Annotated in this window: 15 protein-coding genes; 14 read left to right on the forward strand and 1 reads right to left on the reverse strand. The window is 39.0% G+C overall.

What is annotated here, in order from left to right:
- Window positions 1–56: 56 nt before the first annotated feature.
- Entirely contained in the window at window positions 57–2,648 is a 2,592-nt protein-coding gene (gene clpB / locus DQ356_RS03660; protein ID WP_114303099.1) for an ATP-dependent chaperone ClpB, read from the reverse strand.
- A gap of 271 nt (window positions 2,649–2,919) precedes the next feature.
- On the opposite strand from clpB, the gene DQ356_RS03665 reads away from it, so the two are divergent.
- The 14 genes from DQ356_RS03665 (at window position 2,920) to DQ356_RS03730 (ending at window position 17,332) form a co-directional block, all read left to right on the forward strand.
- Window positions 2,920–4,008, forward strand: a complete 1,089-nt coding sequence (locus DQ356_RS03665; protein ID WP_114303100.1) for a 2Fe-2S iron-sulfur cluster-binding protein — start codon at window positions 2,920–2,922, stop codon at window positions 4,006–4,008.
- 19 nt (window positions 4,009–4,027) lie between these two features.
- Window positions 4,028–4,285, forward strand: a complete 258-nt coding sequence (locus tag DQ356_RS03670) for a hypothetical protein (RefSeq protein WP_114303159.1) — start codon at window positions 4,028–4,030, stop codon at window positions 4,283–4,285.
- Between the two features lie 38 nt (window positions 4,286–4,323).
- Window positions 4,324–5,259 (forward strand): 1,2-phenylacetyl-CoA epoxidase subunit PaaA, encoded by a 936-nt coding sequence (paaA, locus tag DQ356_RS03675; RefSeq protein ID WP_114303101.1) that lies wholly within the window; start codon window positions 4,324–4,326, stop codon window positions 5,257–5,259.
- 11 nt (window positions 5,260–5,270) lie between these two features.
- Complete coding sequence (locus tag DQ356_RS03680; protein WP_114303102.1) at window positions 5,271–8,234, forward strand: T9SS type A sorting domain-containing protein; 2,964 nt, start codon at window positions 5,271–5,273, stop codon at window positions 8,232–8,234.
- Between the two features lie 11 nt (window positions 8,235–8,245).
- Window positions 8,246–8,527: a 1,2-phenylacetyl-CoA epoxidase subunit PaaB gene (paaB, locus tag DQ356_RS03685; protein ID WP_114303103.1), complete on the forward strand. Its 282-nt coding sequence runs from the start codon at window positions 8,246–8,248 to the stop codon at window positions 8,525–8,527.
- Window positions 8,528–8,548: 21 nt separating this feature from the next.
- The gene (paaC, locus tag DQ356_RS03690; protein WP_228420630.1) at window positions 8,549–9,334 is read left to right on the forward strand and encodes a 1,2-phenylacetyl-CoA epoxidase subunit PaaC; all 786 of its coding nucleotides are present in this window, start codon (window positions 8,549–8,551) and stop codon (window positions 9,332–9,334) included.
- Between the two features lie 46 nt (window positions 9,335–9,380).
- Window positions 9,381–9,845 carry a 1,2-phenylacetyl-CoA epoxidase subunit PaaD gene (gene paaD / locus DQ356_RS03695; RefSeq protein ID WP_114303160.1) on the forward strand — a complete coding sequence of 155 codons (465 nt, stop codon included), beginning with the start codon at window positions 9,381–9,383 and terminating at the stop codon, window positions 9,843–9,845.
- A gap of 36 nt (window positions 9,846–9,881) precedes the next feature.
- The gene (locus tag DQ356_RS03700; RefSeq protein ID WP_114303105.1) at window positions 9,882–10,694 is read left to right on the forward strand and encodes an enoyl-CoA hydratase/isomerase family protein; all 813 of its coding nucleotides are present in this window, start codon (window positions 9,882–9,884) and stop codon (window positions 10,692–10,694) included.
- Window positions 10,695–10,822: 128 nt separating this feature from the next.
- A complete protein-coding gene (locus DQ356_RS03705) occupies window positions 10,823–11,623 on the forward strand; it encodes an enoyl-CoA hydratase/isomerase family protein (protein ID WP_114303106.1) in 801 nt (266 codons plus the stop codon).
- Window positions 11,624–11,692: 69 nt separating this feature from the next.
- A complete protein-coding gene (locus DQ356_RS03710) occupies window positions 11,693–12,826 on the forward strand; it encodes a 3-hydroxyacyl-CoA dehydrogenase NAD-binding domain-containing protein (RefSeq protein ID WP_114303107.1) in 1,134 nt (377 codons plus the stop codon).
- 47 nt (window positions 12,827–12,873) lie between these two features.
- A complete protein-coding gene (locus tag DQ356_RS03715; protein ID WP_114303108.1) occupies window positions 12,874–13,287 on the forward strand; it encodes a PaaI family thioesterase in 414 nt (137 codons plus the stop codon).
- Between the two features lie 57 nt (window positions 13,288–13,344).
- Entirely contained in the window at window positions 13,345–15,837 is a 2,493-nt protein-coding gene (gene paaZ, locus DQ356_RS03720; RefSeq protein ID WP_114303109.1) for a phenylacetic acid degradation bifunctional protein PaaZ, read from the forward strand.
- A gap of 6 nt (window positions 15,838–15,843) precedes the next feature.
- Complete coding sequence (locus DQ356_RS03725) at window positions 15,844–16,530, forward strand: SMUG2 DNA glycosylase family protein (protein WP_114303110.1); 687 nt, start codon at window positions 15,844–15,846, stop codon at window positions 16,528–16,530.
- A 34-nt stretch (window positions 16,531–16,564) separates the two neighbouring features.
- Window positions 16,565–17,332 (forward strand): enoyl-CoA hydratase/isomerase family protein, encoded by a 768-nt coding sequence (locus DQ356_RS03730; RefSeq protein ID WP_114303111.1) that lies wholly within the window; start codon window positions 16,565–16,567, stop codon window positions 17,330–17,332.
- Window positions 17,333–17,335: the final 3 nt, after the last annotated feature.

The following is a 17,335-nucleotide window of genomic DNA, read 5'->3' on the forward strand; positions in this document are numbered from 1 at the left end:
AAAAAAAAACGCTTCTACCGAAGCAGAAGCGTTCAAAAAAATTACAATTACATCATTTATTCGGTTTGGCGAAACACCAATCCGCTTTCTTCAAAATAATCCAGAGTAATGCGGTCGCCGTCATTTACATTTCCGGCCAGAATTTCTTTGGAAAGTTTATTCAGAACTTCCTGCTGAAGGACTCTTTTCAAAGGCCGGGCTCCGAAACTCGGGTCATAACCCTTGTTCATGATGTACTCAATGGCATCTTCCGTAGTTGTCATCAGAATACCTTTTTTCTCCAGCATCTTATTGAAACCTCTCAACTGATACTGAACAATTTTTCCAATTTCCTTTCTAGTCAGCGGTTGGAAAAGCACCACTTCATCGATTCGGTTCAGAAACTCCGGCCGCAGGGTTTGTTTCAGAAGGGTAAAGACTTCCTCTCTAGTTTTTTCAATAACTTCATATCTGTTATCATCTGTCAAATTCTCAAAATTTTCCTGAATAAGCTGTGATCCCATGTTGGAAGTCATAATGATGATCGAGTTTTTGAAATTCACTACGCGACCTTTATTGTCTGTTAAACGCCCGTCGTCCAAGACCTGAAGAAGGGTATTGAAAACATCCGGATGTGCTTTTTCTATTTCATCCAACAACACAACGGAGTAAGGACGACGTCGAACCGCCTCAGTAAGTTGTCCGCCTTCTTCATAACCGATGTACCCCGGAGGCGCACCTACCAGTCGCGACACGGAATGGCGTTCCTGATATTCGCTCATATCAATTCGCGTCATGTTATTTTCGTCATCAAAAAGAAACTCGGCAAGTGCTTTCGCCAGTTCGGTTTTCCCGACTCCCGTGGTTCCCAGAAAAAGAAAACTTCCGATAGGTTTTTTCTCGTCATTCAGTCCGGCGCGGTTTCTGCGAATTGCATCAGCTACTGCTTCTATTGCTTCTTCTTGTCCTACTACCCTTTTGTGAAGTTCATCTTCAAGATGCAGAAGTTTTTCTCTTTCACTTTTCAAAAGTTTAGTCACCGGAATTCCAGTCCATTTCGAAATAACTTCAGAAATATGTTCCGCAGTCACCTCTTCTTTAATAAGTTCGTTTTGACTGTTCTGCATTTCCAACTCCATTTTTTTCAGTTCTTCTTCTTTATTGCGCAGTTTACCGTACTGAATCTCTGCAACTTTCGCATAATCACCGGCTCTCGAGGCTCGTTCCGCCTCCAGTTTCAGGGATTCTATTTCTTTTTTAATTTGAGTCAGATCCTCAGATTTTTGTTTTTCTTTCAGCCATTTTGCATTGATCTCGTTGCGCTCTTCCGAAACCTTGGCAATATCTTCTTTTATATGGTTGATTTGTACTTGGTTACCTTCACGGGAAATGGCGGCAAGTTCGATCTCCAGCTGCATGAGTTTTCTGTCCAGAACATCCAGCTCTTCAGGCTTCGAATTAATTTCCATTCTGAGTTTCGCTGAAGCTTCGTCGATCAAATCAATAGCTTTATCAGGTAAAAAGCGGTCAGAAATATACCGTTGCGACTGTTCAACAGCTGCGATAATGGCTTCATCTTTTATCCGAACTTTATGGTGTGCTTCATATTTATCTTTAATTCCCCGTAAAATCGAAATCGCAGATTCCGTATCCGGTTCTTCCACCATCACCTTCTGGAAACGTCTTTCCAGCGCTTTATCTTTTTCAAAATATTTTTGATATTCATTCAGAGTTGTAGCTCCTACTGCGCGAAGTTCACCGCGAGCCAGAGCAGGTTTCAAAATATTTGCTGCATCCATGGCACCTTCACCTCCGCCCGCTCCTACAAGCGTATGAATTTCATCGATAAAAAGAATGATTTGACCGTCGGATTTGATCACTTCATTCACCACGGATTTCAGCCTTTCTTCAAATTCTCCTTTGTATTTGGCACCTGCAATTAACGCGCCCATATCCAACGAATAAAGGGTTTTATCCATCAGATTCTCTGGAACATCTCCGGAGATAATTCGGTGTGCTATACCTTCTGCAATTGCGGTTTTACCCACGCCGGGTTCACCGATGAGAATAGGATTGTTTTTGGTTCTTCGGGATAAAATCTGCAACACTCTTCGGATTTCTTCATCTCTTCCGATGACAGGATCCAGTTTTCCTTCCGCTGCTAGTTCGTTGAAATTTTTCGCATATTTATTCAGGCTCTGATACGTCTCCTCCGAACTGGCCGAAGTGGCGCGCGATCCTTTTCTAAGTTCTTTTATCGCTGCTTCCAAGGAATTTTTCGTAATTCCCATATCTTTCAATATTTTGGAAACTTCAGAATTGACTTCAAAAAGAGAGAGCCAAAAATGCTCAATCGTAACGTATTCATCGCCCATCTTTTTAGCGATATTAGGCGCATCCAGCAATATTTTGTTTGCCGTCTGTGAGAGATAAAGATTGCCCCCTTCCACTTTAGGAAGTTTTTCGATCAACGCGCGGTTTCTTTCTCGTACCAAAGTTACTTCTGCTTCAGATTTTTTCAGAAGAAACTCAGAAACACTGTCATCTATCTGAAAAATTCCTTCCAAAAGATGCTGTGGTTCAATACTTTGGTTGCCAAATTCCATCGCAATTTGCTGCGCTTTCTGAATGGCTTCCTGAGATTTTACAGTAAATTGGTTTAAGTTCATATTATTTGTATTGTGATGTTTAAAATTTTCCTGAGTAGTGCAAAAACCTCATCAAATTGCTATAGCCACCACAATAAGGACAATTTTTCCGAAATTAATGCGTTTCATTGATAAATTTACGACATATTTTCCGAAATCAACAATCTCATCGGAATATGAATTCAAATATCTGAACTTTTTAAACATTGTCCAAAATAAAAGCCGCCTTTCCGTGTTTTGTATTTTTCTGTATATTTGTTGAATTCACTTCAGGTGATTTTTTATCAAAACTATGCATCATTTTCATCAGCTAAAAACAACCAAAGTAAGCAAGGAAACCAACGATTGCGTTAATATCGCATTTGAAATTCCTGAACATTTAAGAAATTTATTCAAGTATAAACAGGGACAGTACATCAATGTGCGCCGAATAGTAGACGGTGAAGATCTGCGCCGTTCTTATTCCATTGTTAATGCGCCATCAGAAGGCAACCAGGAAATAGAAATCCTAGTAAAAAACATGGAAGAAGGCCGGGTTTCCTCTTTTCTGAATCACGAAGTTCAGATAGGCGATCATCTGGAAATACTGGAACCGATGGGCCATTTTTACACCCATCACCATCCCAGCAACCAGAAGACCTACGTTGGTTTGGCTGCGGGAAGCGGAATTTCTCCTGTGCTTTCCAACCTGAAGGAAGCATTGTATCAGGAACCGGAATCCCGTGCTTATCTCTTCTTCAGCAACAAAAGTTTTGAAAGTATTATTTTCCGAAAAGAAATAGATGCACTTGCAGAGCAATTCGGCGGAAGACTGAAAGTTATTTATCTTCTATCAAGAGAAAAACATTACGAAGATGAACTTTTTGAAGGAAGAATTTCTGCTGAAAAACTGGATCGGCTCTTTGAACGTTTCCCCGAAATTCCTGTTCAGGAAACTACTTTTTTCATCTGTGGCCCGTCAGAAATGATCAAGGACATTTCAGAATATCTAAAAAAGGACAGGAAAGTACCTTCGTTGCAGGTAATGTACGAATACTACTCGGCACCGGATGATGATGAAAATGCAGAAAAGAGCGACGAGTTCAAAGCCATCCCGAATCTGGAAAGCATGGTGACGCTGATCATTGATGATGATGAATATTCCTTTCATCTCAATTCCAAGAAAAACAGTATCTTAGACCAGGCTCTTGCCGAAAAACTTCCGGTTCCATTTGCCTGCAAAGGCGGCGTTTGCTGTACCTGCAAAGCACAAGTAATGGAAGGTGAGGTATTTATGGAAAAGAATTTTGCGCTTACGGAAGACGAAGTGGCAAAAGGCTTTGTATTAACATGCCAGTGTCACCCAACTACGAATGTTGTGATGCTGAATTATGATGTTTAACCTATTAAAAAGTACGATTATGACCCAGTGGAAATTTGATTCGATAATTGAAGAAGATAAAGAGCACAAAATAAAAGGGCTTAATATCTGGAGCCATTACTGGCATTGTACAGACCGAAAAATCGAAGTGAGAGATCCTTTTGAAGGTCAGGTTTATTATTTTAATGAATATGAAATTGATGACGGTCCTGAGAAAGTAAGTTTCGTTGCCGGCGAATATGCAAACGGAAAACTGGGACTGTATATCAAAGACGAATTAAGCGGGGAAAAACTTTAATATTGGACTCCTAAAACAAAGGAGCCGTAAACAAATTTATGGAGTTACAAAAGTTTTTAGATTACGTACAGGCAGAAAATAAAGTTGAGCCTAAAGATATGATGCCGGAGGATTACCGGAAATTGCTGGTACGCCAGATTTCGCAACATGCTCACTCGGAAGTGGTGGGAATGCTTCCTGAAGCCAATTGGATCAGCAGAGCACCATCGCTCCGAAGAAAAATGGCACTTCTGGCCAAGATACAGGACGAAGCGGGACATGGTCTCTACCTTTATGCGGCTAGCGAAACTCTTAATGATGGTACCATTCGCGCCGACAGAGATTCTACCTACAACGATATGCTGGCCGGAAAAGCAAAATATTCCAGTATTTTTAATTATCCTACACTCAGTTGGGCCGATATAGGAGCCATCGGCTGGCTTGTGGATGGTGCTGCCATTATGAATCAGGTGATGCTAATGGGAAATTCCTACGGTCCGTATGCCAGAGCTATGGTGCGGATTTGCAAGGAGGAATCTTTTCACCAAAGACAGGGATATGAAATTCTGATGACGCTTTGCCGCGGAACCAAAGAGCAGAAAGAGATGGCACAACAGTCCCTGAACCGCTTCTGGTGGCCTGCGCTGATGATGTTTGGCCCGAATGACGACGCGTCTCCTAACTCACAGAAATCAATGAACTACCGCGTAAAAAGAGAAAGCAATGATGCGCTTCGCCAAAGATTTATTGATGTTACCGTTCCGCAGGCCGAATTTTTAGGTTTGAAGGTTCCCGATAAAAATTTAAAATGGAATGAAGAAACGCAACATTATGATTTCGGCGAACTTCCCTGGGACGAATTTTATGAAGTTTTAAAAGGAAACGGTCCCGCCAACAAAAAACGCCTCGAAACCAAACGAAAAGCCCAAAGAGAAAACGCTTGGGTTAAGGAAGCGGCGATTGCATTTGCGGAGAAATTGGAATTAGAAAAATAAAAAAGAGATATATGAAAAAAATTTACTTAGCTTTTATATTTAACCTATTATTGAGTCCAATTTTTGCTCAAAGTATTAATTCAACGATGTTAGAAACCAATTTTGGTGGAGATAGTGAACCAGATCATTTGACAAGAGTTGGAAATAAAATTTTTTTCTCGGCCAATGTATATAATGACAGGGAATTATATGTTAAAGATAACTTGAATACTAAACCACGTCTTGTAAAAGATATAAATTCTAACAACAGTTCAATTGACAGTGGATGTTTTTTTAAAGAACTTAATGGAGTGCTACTTTTTACTGCTGATTCTAATTTAATTGGCAGTGGCAATTATTATCAACAACTTTGGAGAAGTGATGGGACTGAAAGTGGAACCTACCTTTTGAAAATTATTAATCCTAACTACCATACTAGTATTTCAAATTCGATAATTCTTGGAAGCAAGATGTTTTTTACTAGTTATGTCAACAATTCGAATGATTTGTGGGTAACCGATGGGACAGAGGTTGGGACTAAAATCGTAAAAAAAATTAATCCAAACGGTAACTCGAATGTATTGCATCCATTTATTTTTAACAATGAAATTTATTTTCTTGCAAGTGATGGTATAACTGGGACTGAACTGTGGAAAACTGATGGGACAGAAATTGGAACAACGCAAGTTCTTGATTTTTACGTCGGTTCTAATAGCGGACTGAATCTAAAGCCAATTGTATATAACAATAAAATTTATTTTATTGGAAAACAAAATAATATTCTACAAGGTTTGTGGAGTTTCGATGGAACGCAAACGCAATTAATTAAGAATTTTTCAAATATTTATCATTTCGATGCAGTGAATGTTCAAAATAAAATAATGTTTTGTATAAATACATCTTCAGGTCTTCAACTTTGGACTAGTGATGGAACACCTGCAAACACCATTACTTTATTCACAAATCCACCATATTCATCTGTTGCTGGTTACAATCCTTTAAGAGTTTTTAATAATAAGCTATATTTTGAAGCCTCAGATTCTTCTTTCAACCAATCTTATTGGACTTCGGAAGGAACGGCAGCGACTACAGTTAACTTATCATCATATATTCCTTTGTTGTCGAACACCACTATCGTTGCAGAATCCTCTGAAAATTCATATTTGTTTTTCAGAAAGAATAATAATTATAATGAACATTATATTTCTGATGGGACAACAGCAGGAACTAAACTCGTATCAGATATTAATTTAACATCTAATTATACAGGATATAGTTTAAATGCTTTTGAGTATAATAACACTTTAGTGTTAAATGGTGAAAATATAAAAAATGGAATTGAACTTTTTAACTATAATTTTTCAACTAATACTTCAACACTTTTAGATGATTTAAATCACAGAGGAAGTTCAGATATTGATGCCAGTATTTCCTTAAATAATAATTTAATTTACTTTGGAAATGGATTCAAAGAAGGAATGGAAGTGTTTAAATCAGACGGAACATTGTCCAACACTAAAATAATTAAGGATATGAATGTTGGAGGCTATTCAACAGTTTATGGAGGCGATGATAATTATTTTTTTAAAAATGGTAATAAGGCTTTTTTTAGATGCAATGTTGGAAGTGGGTTTGAACCTTGTGTAACTGATGGCACTGAAGCAGGAACATATTTAATAAAAGATTTAAGTCCATATAATCAAGGATCATTAAATGTCAATCCTTTTTATATGGCATTAAATAATAACATTACACTTTTTGGAGCAGACGATGGCTCAACTGGCACAACTGGTGCAAGTAGACTTTGGAGAACTGACGGAACTGTTGTTGGAACTTACAAGATACATGATGTTCAGGTGGTTAATGTTGGTACTAATGGAGATTTTGATTATGCAAACTTTAACGGGAAGGTTTATTTTACAGGATATGATAGCAATAACATTTATTCAATTTGGGAAACAGATGGAACAAATGTAGGGACACAAATTTTTAAAACATATTATAATTCAGTAGGTCAAAATGAGATTCCGAGAATAATAAATGTTGTAAATAACAAACTAATAATTGTTGTAAATGATAAAACAGCCAATGGACAATATTTTCAGGATTATTGGTCAACAGATGGTTCAGCTTCCTCGTCAGTAAAATTTGCTAGATATAGAAAAAATGCTGAATATGGTAGTGGGATAAATACCAGTAATACAATAGTTTTTAATAACAAGTTGTATTTCTATACTTGGATTTTTGATGGGACATATCCGACCGACGCTTACAAATTATATATGACAGATGGAACAGTTTCGGGAACAAATCTGTTTTCGAATTTAGTTTCGAATTGCTGCGGAATGGATATTAAATTTACTTTATGTGGAAATAATATTTATATTTTGCGAGGTAAGCTTTATGTTACTGATGGAATAAATCAACCAGTTGCATTGGATAATGCCACTCACAATTTTAAGGATTTTAATTGTGTTAACAATAACTTGTTTTTCTTAAATAGTCAATATCAGGATTACAAAATATGGACATCTAACGGAACAGTTTTAGGAACCTATCCATTCACTTTGTATGCAAATGGACATTTAATTGGTAATGAAGAATCAATTTATAAACTTGTCTCAACAGAAGATAAATTATTTTATCTCGCCAACTTTTACAATACAGATGTATTGAAAGAATCTGGTGCTGAAATATTTATTGTAGATATAAACAATCTAGGATTAGCAAATGAAGAAGTTATTCAAAGTCATGATACTGGTTCTAGTTTTGTTGTTTTTCCAAACCCTGTTAATGAAGAATTCAATGTTCAAAGCAAGAAAGGAGAAAAAATAAAAGAGTTGAATGTTTATGATACTTCTGGGAAGCTTGTTTTGAGACGTTTCTTTGATGATTATCAAGTAAAATTAAATTTGAACAATATGCTGCAAGGAGTATATTTTGTGACAATAAAGTCTGAAAGTCAAATTTTTACGAAAAAAATTATAAAAAAATAAAAGAAGATTTAATGAGCAACTTAGAAATGTGGGAAGTTTTTATCCAAACTAAACCCGGACTTTCCCATAAACACGCAGGAACGGTACAAGCAGCAACCGCAGAAATGGCTTTGCAAAATGCGAGAGATGTCTATACACGACGAAAAGAAGGAACCTCGATTTGGGTGATTCCGGCAAAATATGTTGTAACTAGTGAAGGAATGGACAAAGAAGCATTCTTCGATCCAGCTGATGACAAACTCTACCGTCATCCTACTTTTTATCAAATTCCTAATGATGTGAAAAATATGTAAAAAAGCTTTCTTTCATCAGCCATCGGTCATCACCGAAGCAGATCAACGAAAGCCGAAAACAAAATTATGAAGAATTATATCTTAAAATTAGCCGATGATACCCTGATTATGGGACAGCGCCTTGCAGAATGGTGCGGAAAAGGACCTTATCTGGAGGAAGATATTGCCCTCACCAATATTGCGCTGGATTATTTGGGACAAAGTTCCAACTTTTATAAATATGCCGCTCAATTACAGGGTGAAAATAAAACAGAAGACGATCTGGCTTTTCTGCGTTACGAACATGAATATCTGAATGCCCATCTGGTAGAGCTTCCTAATGACGATTATGCTCAAACCATTCTGAAAGTGTATTTCTTTTCTGTGTATCAGAGTCTGCTTTATTCAAAACTCTCTGATAGTGCTGATGAACAACTGTCCGCTTTGGCGCAGAAATCTTTAAAAGAAGTGAAATATCATTATACTCATGCTGCTACCTGGGTAAAAGTTTTGGCTGCAGGAACAGAGGAAAGTACCTCGAGAATTCAGAAAGCTCTTGATAACCTTTGGGAATACACCGGAGGTTTGTTCGATGAAGTAAAAGACGAAACTGAACTGGTTGCCTTAAATTTAATTCCCGACTCTACAACACTGTACGGCGACTGGAAAAGAAAAGTTGCTGAGGACTTTCAAAATTTCAGCCTCGAAATACCTGCTTCAGATTTTATGCAAAAAGGCAGCAGAACAGGATACCACACCGAATATTTCGGATACATCCTTTGTGAATTGCAGTACATGCAACGCGCATATCCGGGCTGTGAATGGTAAAACTAAACAATATAATTCCTTTAAATATTACATTGAGAAACTGACATTGATTGATTTAAAAAAAATATTATCCCAAATTCCAGATCCTGAAATTCCGGTGATCAATATTGTGGAACTGGGCATTGTCCGTGAGGCGAAAATGGTGGCTGAAAGTGAAGCGGAAATCATTATCACACCTACGTATTCTGCCTGTCCTGCGATGTATAATATTGAAGAGGATATCATTAAACTTTTCAAAGAAATGGGAATTACGGCAAAAGTAATTACGGTTATTTCCCCGCCGTGGACTACGGATTGGATCACGGATGAAGCAAGAGAAAAATTACGAGTTTACGGCATCACACCACCGGAAAAAGGCGCCGATAAAGATCATTTGAACAAGCCAAAACCCTGCCCCAGATGCGGTTCAGAAAACACGAAGCAGATCAGCCGTTTTGGGTCCACACTCTGCAAAGCGAGCTACCAGTGTAATGACTGTTTGGAACCTTTCGACTATTTCAAATGTCATTAGTTTTCTTTAACTTTATATAATTAAAAAAATAATAAGATGGCAAATTACGTCTACTCACAATTCGACATGGAATCCAGAATGAATGGCCGGCTGAAGATCGCCTGGCTCAATCAGCCTGAACGAATGAATCCATTAACCAAACCCCTTCTTCTGGAACTCGCAAGTTTTATAGAATTCTACAGCCGTAACGAAGATACGCGGTGCATCGTTATCGCGGCAAAAGGAGACGTGTTTTCTTCAGGGCAAAATGTAAATTTTGAAGATACTGATACTAAAAATCAGGGTTCACCAAGAGAAGTGAAAAGACTGGTTACCGATTATTACAACCCGCTTATTTCCGCCATTCGGTATGCAAGAAAACCCGTTATCGCTTTGGTAAATGGGCCTGCATCCGACACAGCCGCTAATATTGCTTTGGCCTGTGATATTACTTTAGCTGCAGATACAGCATATTTTGCCCAGATTTTTTCTCAGATCGGACTAATTCCTGATGCCGGCGGAACGTATTATTTACCTAAAAATATTGGAATGCAAAAGGCTGCTTACCTCGCATTTACAGGAAAAAAAGTCTACGCGAAAGAAGCCGAACAAATGGGAATGATTGCGGATGTTTTTCCAAAAAACGAATTTGAGGAAAAAGCTTTTCAAGTCATTGAAGATATTGTAAACATGCCTACCCAAGCGTTGTGGCTCACCAAAAGAGCTTTCAGAAAAAGCCACGACAACAGGCTGAACGAACAACTGAGGCTGGAAAGTGAATATCAAAGTATGGCTGCTGCTTCAGAAGATTATGCAGAAGCCATAGAAGCGCACTACCAAAAAAGAAAAGCCATGTTCAAAGGCAGATAATTTTTTGAACTTTTTTAGAATAGCGGTTTCCGAAAATGGAGGCCGTTTTTTTGTGGATTTAAAATTGAGTTGATCTGAATATCGTCTAATTGTTGTATTTTCGTCAGGTTACAAAATATTTTTAAATTATGATTACTCAACTGGACATCGAATCCCATTTTGATGGTAAACTGATGATTGCTTATCTCAATAACGATAAGACCATGAATGCGCTTAACAGGCCGACACTGAAGGATTTACAGAACTTTTTCATTTATTGCAACGAAGACGACAACGTTCGCGTAGCCGCAATTTCCGGAAGAGGCCGCGCTTTCTGTTCCGGCCAGGATCTCGCTGCCGCATTTGCAGATCGGGATGAGAAAAATGATATTTCCATCGTTAAAAAGCTCGTTACCGATTTTTATAACCCGCTCGTTTTGGAAATCACGCGTTGCAGAAAACCGGTAATCTCTTTGGTGAATGGTCCTGCAGTAGGCGCCGGAGCTATGCTCTCACTCATCTGCGACTTTGCCTTAGCTTCAGAAAAAGCGTATTTTTCCCAGGCATTTTCCGGCATCGGCTTAATTCCGGATACCGCTGGAACTTATTTCCTTCCAAAACTATTAGGACGGCAAATGGCCAATTATCTTACTTTTACAGGCAAAAAACTATATGCTGAAGAAGCCAAAAACTTAGGATTGATCGCAGAGGTTTTCAGCGAGGAAGAATTTATGACTAAATCCATGGAAATCCTTGAAAAGCTGTCAGAAATGCCAACATCCGCATTCAAATTTACTAAACAGGCTTTTGCAGAGTCTTATGATAACACCCTGAAACAGCAGCTTCGCTTGGAAGCAGAACTTCAGCAGCGCGCAGCCAACACGGAAGATTTCAGTGAAGGTGTTGCCGCATTCTTAGAGAAGAGAAAACCCGTTTATAAAGGGAAATAACAATATTCATTTTAGTTTACAGATAGTTTTGGGGTTTCCAAAACTATCTTTTTTGTATCTTTAGCGTTTATGAAAAACATTGGAATTATCGGTTCCGGAACCATGGGAATCGGCATAGCACAGGTAGCTGCATCATCCGGCTGCAAGGTTTATCTTTATGATGCCAATATCGCTCAGACTGAGAAATCTCTTGGCGCACTGCGGTCTACACTTGCAAAACTTGTGAATAAACAAAAGATAACACAGGAAGAATCTGACGGGATTATCGGCCGTATTGTTTCATGTGTATCACTTTCGGAATTTAAGAATTGCGATTTGGTGATTGAAGCCATTATCGAAAATGCAGAAATTAAAAAGAAAGTTTTTGCCGAGGTTGAATCTACAGTTTCCGAAAACTGCATTATCTCGTCGAATACTTCTTCCATTTCCATTACCTCACTTTCGGCGGATTTGCAGCATCCGGAAAGATTTATCGGAATTCATTTCTTCAATCCTGCTCCGCTAATGCCTTTGGTAGAAATCATTCCGGGGCTTTTAACGAAGAAAAGTTTAGACTTCGAAATATCAGAATTAATGAAATCCTGGAAAAAAATTCCAGTGATAGCGAAAGATATACCCGGGTTTATTGTCAACAGGATTGCAAGACCGTTTTATGGTGAAGCACTGCGAATAGTGGAAGAAAATATCGCTACACCGGAGCAGGTAGATGATGCGATGAGAACGCTTGGAAATTTCAGAATGGGACCTTTTGAACTGATGGACCTGATTGGAATAGATGTAAATTTTGCAGTAACCACCACGGTTTACAAAGATTATTTCCACGATCCGAAATATAAACCTTCTCTCCTGCAACAACGAATGAGCGAGGCCAGACTTCTGGGCAAAAAAACGGGAAAAGGATTTTACGATTATGCTGAAAGTGCGGCGAAACCGGAACCTTTGAAAGATGAAAAATTGTACAAAGAAGTTTTCATGCGAATTATTTCCATGCTCATTAACGAAGCTGTAGAAGCGAAAAGACTAAAAATTGCCAGCGACGAAGATCTGGAAATGGCAATGCAGAAAGGCGTAAACTACCCGAAAGGTTTGTTAGCCTGGGGAGCAGAAATTGGGTATGATAAAGTTTCTGACACGTTGCAGAATTTGTATAATAAATATCAGGAAGAAAGATATCGACAAAGTCCGGCATTACAGAAAGCATAAAATCAAACTGCGGGTTTGTTAAATAATTAAACTTTACATTAAAAATCATGTCTCCTTTCGAAATTGCTCAATATATGCTCAATCAGGATTATTTCTCACAGTGGATGGGCATTAAACTGATTGAAGTTCGTGAGAAATACTGCCTTATTGAAATGCCTGTGAAACAGGAAATGATTAACGGGCTGAAAACGGCTCACGGAGGAATTACTTTTGCCTTTGCCGATTCTGCTCTCGCATTTTCATCTAACAATACAAACGATGCTTCTGTTGCATTGAACTGTACCATAAATTTCACAAAAGCGGTGAAAATGGGAGATACTTTGACAGCTGAAAGCATCCTGATTGCGGACACCAGAAAAACTGCTGTGTATGACATTCAGATAACAAATCAAAAAAAGCACTTGGTAGCAAGTTTTCGGGGAACCGTGTATAAAATAGACAAGAAAGTAACGGAGTTGTAACTATGAAATCTAAAAAATTATTGCTCTGAATCTTAAAGACAACCAAAATTAAAAAAAATGAAATTAAAAAATTATATAGCCGGAAACTGGATCGAAGGTTCCGGTGAAGGAATAAAACTTTTGAACGCTGTAAACGGTGAACTGGTTGCGATATCCGATACCGAAGGGATTAATTTTGAAGAAGCACTGCATTACGGAAGAACGGTCGGGTACAAAAATCTGTCTGCAATGACCTTCTATGACCGCGGTGAAATGCTCAAAAAAATCGCACTTTACCTTCTGGAAAGAAAGAAAAAATATTACGAACTTTCCTATAAAACCGGAGCTACGCATGTCGATTCCTGGGTGGATATTGAAGGAGGTTTCGGTACATTTTTCACTTATAGCGGACTGGCAAAAAGAATGTTGCCCAATACTCCTTTTTGGGTAGATGGCGAAATACAGAAAATATCCGCCAACGGAACACATCTCGGAACGCATATTCTAACGCCTAGCGAAGGTGTTTCAGTTCAAATTAATGCATACAATTTCCCTGTTTGGGGAATGATGGAAAAACTCTCCACTTCTTTGTTGGCTGGAGTTCCCAGTGTTATAAAACCTGCAACTCCCGGTTCTTACCTCACTCAGGCTGTATTTCAGGATATGATTGAAAGCGGGCTGCTCCCGGAAGGTGCGCTGCAGTTGGTAGCAGGCGAGCCGGGGAATATTCTTGATTACGTACAGGATGGCGATTCCGTATTATTTACAGGTTCGGCTTACACGGGCAGAAAATTAAAATCCTTGCCTTCTATCGCCGGAAATGCGGTACGTTTTAATATGGAGGCCGATTCTCTGAACGCTTCTATCCTTGGATTAGATGCAAAACCCGGAACACCGGAATTTGATTTATTCATTAAAGAGGTTCGCAACGAAATGACCACAAAAGCCGGACAAAAATGTACCGCAATCCGAAGAATCATCGTTCCGGAACATCTGGTTGGCGACGTTCAGAATGCGCTGTCAAAAGCTTTGGATCAAACTAAGATTGGAAATCCGCTGAACAGAGAAACCAGAATGGGTGCGATTGTCGGAAAAAAAGAACTGGAAGTTCTGAAAGGAAAAATAAATCAGCTGAAATCTGAAACTGAACTTATCTACGACGGTCAGCATGAATTGCTGGACGCTGATTTTGAGAGTGGCGCATTCATGTCGCCAAAAGTATTTTACAACGATCAGCCTTTTGAAAAAAATATTTCACACGAAGTGGAAGCATTTGGACCTGTGTCCACTTTGATGCCGTATAAAGATGCTGAAGAAGCTGCGGCTCTGGCAAAGCGCGGAAAAGGAAGCTTGGTAGGCTCCATTGTTTCTCACGATGAAAAATTTGTGGCGGAAACCTCATGGAAAATGGCTTCTGCACACGGAAGAATTTTTGTTCTAAACCGTGATAATGCGAGGGAATCCACGGGTCATGGATCTCCGTTGCCTACATTGATGCATGGCGGCCCGGGAAGAGCAGGTGGTGGCGAAGAAATGGGCGGACTGAACGGACTGCATTTCTTTTTGCAAAAAACAGCCATTCAGGGATCTCCGGATATCCTCACTGCGATTACTAAAATTTATACTCAAGGTGCAGGTAAAAAATATAGCGACAAACATCCGTTCCAGAAATATTTTGAAGAAGTAGAAATAGGTGATTCACTGGAAACCGCCGGAAGAACAGTAACAGAAGCCGATATTGTTAATTTTTCTAATGTTTCCTGGGATCATTTTTATGCACATACCGATGCAACAAGCTTAACTGGAACCATTTTCGATCAACCGGTTGCGCACGGCTATTTCATATTATCGGCTGCAGCCGGCCTCTTTGTTTCAGGGAAGAAAGGCCCTGTAATTGCCAATTACGGACTTGAAAATGCAAGTTTCTTCAAACCGGTTTATGCCGGAGATACTATTACGGTTTATTTGACTGCCAAAGAAAAAATCAACCGCGGTGTGAAGGGCAGAAATATTCCTTCAGGCGTTGTGAAATGGTTAGTAGAAGTCGTTAATCAGCGGGAAGAAGTGGTTTGTGTGGCCACTATATTAACTTTGGTTGCAAAACAATCACCGTTTTTGGATCTGAAATTTAATACAGTTCGAAAATTATTGAACGGATTATCAGAAAACTCGGAAAGAAAATTCGGAATTATGTCGCCTCAAATGATGGTGGAGCATTTGGAAGAAGTCGTGCGGAAAGGCCTTGAAATCACGGATGCAAAAGACTTTGAGCAAATACCTGAAGAGCAAATAGAAAAACTTCAGGATTGGCTGTATACAAATAACAAAATTCGCCCTGGCGCACAATATCCTCTTTTAAAGGAAGGCGAAACCCCTGTTCTGCGTCATAAAAATTTAGATATGGCAAAAGAGGCACTTTTAAATTCTTTAAAGGAATTTCAGATTTATTATCGGGAAAATCCTCATGCTCACCATTATCATACAAAATTCGGAATGTTAAACAAAGAGATGTGGGAACTGTTTCAGAGAAAGCATTTTACGCATCATTTTGAACAGTTCGGATTAATATAATGGTATATGAACTTCGGAGAAAAAGTAGTAGTTTTCAATCAAAACCTGAAATATCATGGGAAACTTCCAAAAGATTTTCAGGTGATGAATCCGTTCCTGGACAATCCGGAAACGCTGCTGGTCATGAAGCAATTTTATGACAAATTCTACGGTGATAACAGAAGTAGAAAATTTGTTATCGGAATCAATCCGAGCCGTCATGGAGCGGGCGTTACCGGCGTTCCTTTTACCGATACCAAAAGATTGGAAAGTGCTTGCGGAATCAGAATGGAATCTGCACGAACACATGAAGTTTCTTCGGTTTTTCTTTATGAAATGATTGAAGCTTACGGTGGTGCAACAGCGTTTTACAAGGATTTTTATATCAATTCCCCTTTTCCCCTGGCCATTACACGAAAAGGAAAAAACGGAATTTACGTGAATGCCAATTATTATGACGATAAAGAACTGTTTACCGCAGTAGAGGATTTTATGGTGGAATCGTTGATAAAGCATATCAGTTTGGGGTTAGACACCTCTGAAGTTTTTGTTCTGGGTGTTAAAAATGCTGCTTTTCTGAAAAAAATAAACGACCGCGAAAAACTGTTTGATCAAATGACGGTTCTGGAACATCCGAGATACATTCAACAGTATAAATCAAAAGAAAAAGAATTTTATATTGATAAATATTTATTGGCATTTAATCAGAAATAAACAAGAATGAATTGTCCCCATTAATAAAAAAATTATGACACAACCTTTCGTTACCTCAGAAATCAAAAGCCGAATTGCTGAAATTACTTTCGGTACTCCGAAGAGCAACTCGCTTCCCGGACATATTTTAGAACAACTTGCCCAAACCATTTTAGAGGAAGGAGCAAAAAAAGAAGTGAAAGCAATCCTTCTGAAATCACAGGGTGAAAAAGCCTTTTGTGCCGGAGCTAGTTTTGATGAACTATTGGACATCACTGAGCTGGAGACTTCAAAAGAGTTTTTCGGGGGTTTTGCTAAAGTTCTGAATGCTATGCGAACTTGCGGGAAAATTGTTGTGGTGCGGGTTCAGGGAAAAACTACCGGCGGCGGTGTAGGTATTGCCTGTGGTGCCGACTACTGCTTCGCAACCAACGATGCTTCTTTAGCCTTAACGGAACTGAATTTGGGAATCGGGCCTTTTGTCATTGGCCCTTTTGTGGAAAGAAAAATAGGGAAATCGCAATTTGCCGCTATGGCCATCGATGCCGATTTCAGATCTGCAAAATGGGCGGAAACTCACAACATTTATCATTCGGTGTCGTCAAATATCGATGAGATGGACGCTCTACTGGAGCAGTTTCTCAACACGCTTTCCGGGCGGAGTGACGATGCACTCGCCCTGATAAAAAAAGTATCCTGGGAAGGAACTGAACATTTCGAACACCTGATGCCGGAACGTATTTATATGAGTGCCAGCCTGATTCTGGAAGATACAGCAAAAGAAAATATCCAAAAAATAAAAGAGCGTTTGCGGACGAAATAATTA

The sequence above is a fragment of the Chryseobacterium lacus genome (assembly GCF_003336205.1).
GTDB classification, from domain to species: domain Bacteria; phylum Bacteroidota; class Bacteroidia; order Flavobacteriales; family Weeksellaceae; genus Chryseobacterium_A; species Chryseobacterium_A lacus.

Coding starts and splice junctions, on each gene's coding strand:
- clpB (WP_114303099.1), bottom strand. CDS start 2,648: ATGAACTTAAACCAATTTACTGTAAAATCTCAGGAAGCCATTCAGAAA.
- DQ356_RS03665 (WP_114303100.1), top strand. CDS start 2,920: ATGCATCATTTTCATCAGCTAAAAACAACCAAAGTAAGCAAGGAAACC.
- DQ356_RS03670 (WP_114303159.1), top strand. CDS start 4,028: ATGACCCAGTGGAAATTTGATTCGATAATTGAAGAAGATAAAGAGCAC.
- paaA (WP_114303101.1), top strand. CDS start 4,324: ATGGAGTTACAAAAGTTTTTAGATTACGTACAGGCAGAAAATAAAGTT.
- DQ356_RS03680 (WP_114303102.1), top strand. CDS start 5,271: ATGAAAAAAATTTACTTAGCTTTTATATTTAACCTATTATTGAGTCCA.
- paaB (WP_114303103.1), top strand. CDS start 8,246: ATGAGCAACTTAGAAATGTGGGAAGTTTTTATCCAAACTAAACCCGGA.
- DQ356_RS03700 (WP_114303105.1), top strand. CDS start 9,882: ATGGCAAATTACGTCTACTCACAATTCGACATGGAATCCAGAATGAAT.
- DQ356_RS03705 (WP_114303106.1), top strand. CDS start 10,823: ATGATTACTCAACTGGACATCGAATCCCATTTTGATGGTAAACTGATG.
- DQ356_RS03710 (WP_114303107.1), top strand. CDS start 11,693: ATGAAAAACATTGGAATTATCGGTTCCGGAACCATGGGAATCGGCATA.
- DQ356_RS03715 (WP_114303108.1), top strand. CDS start 12,874: ATGTCTCCTTTCGAAATTGCTCAATATATGCTCAATCAGGATTATTTC.
- paaZ (WP_114303109.1), top strand. CDS start 13,345: ATGAAATTAAAAAATTATATAGCCGGAAACTGGATCGAAGGTTCCGGT.
- DQ356_RS03725 (WP_114303110.1), top strand. CDS start 15,844: ATGAACTTCGGAGAAAAAGTAGTAGTTTTCAATCAAAACCTGAAATAT.
- DQ356_RS03730 (WP_114303111.1), top strand. CDS start 16,565: ATGACACAACCTTTCGTTACCTCAGAAATCAAAAGCCGAATTGCTGAA.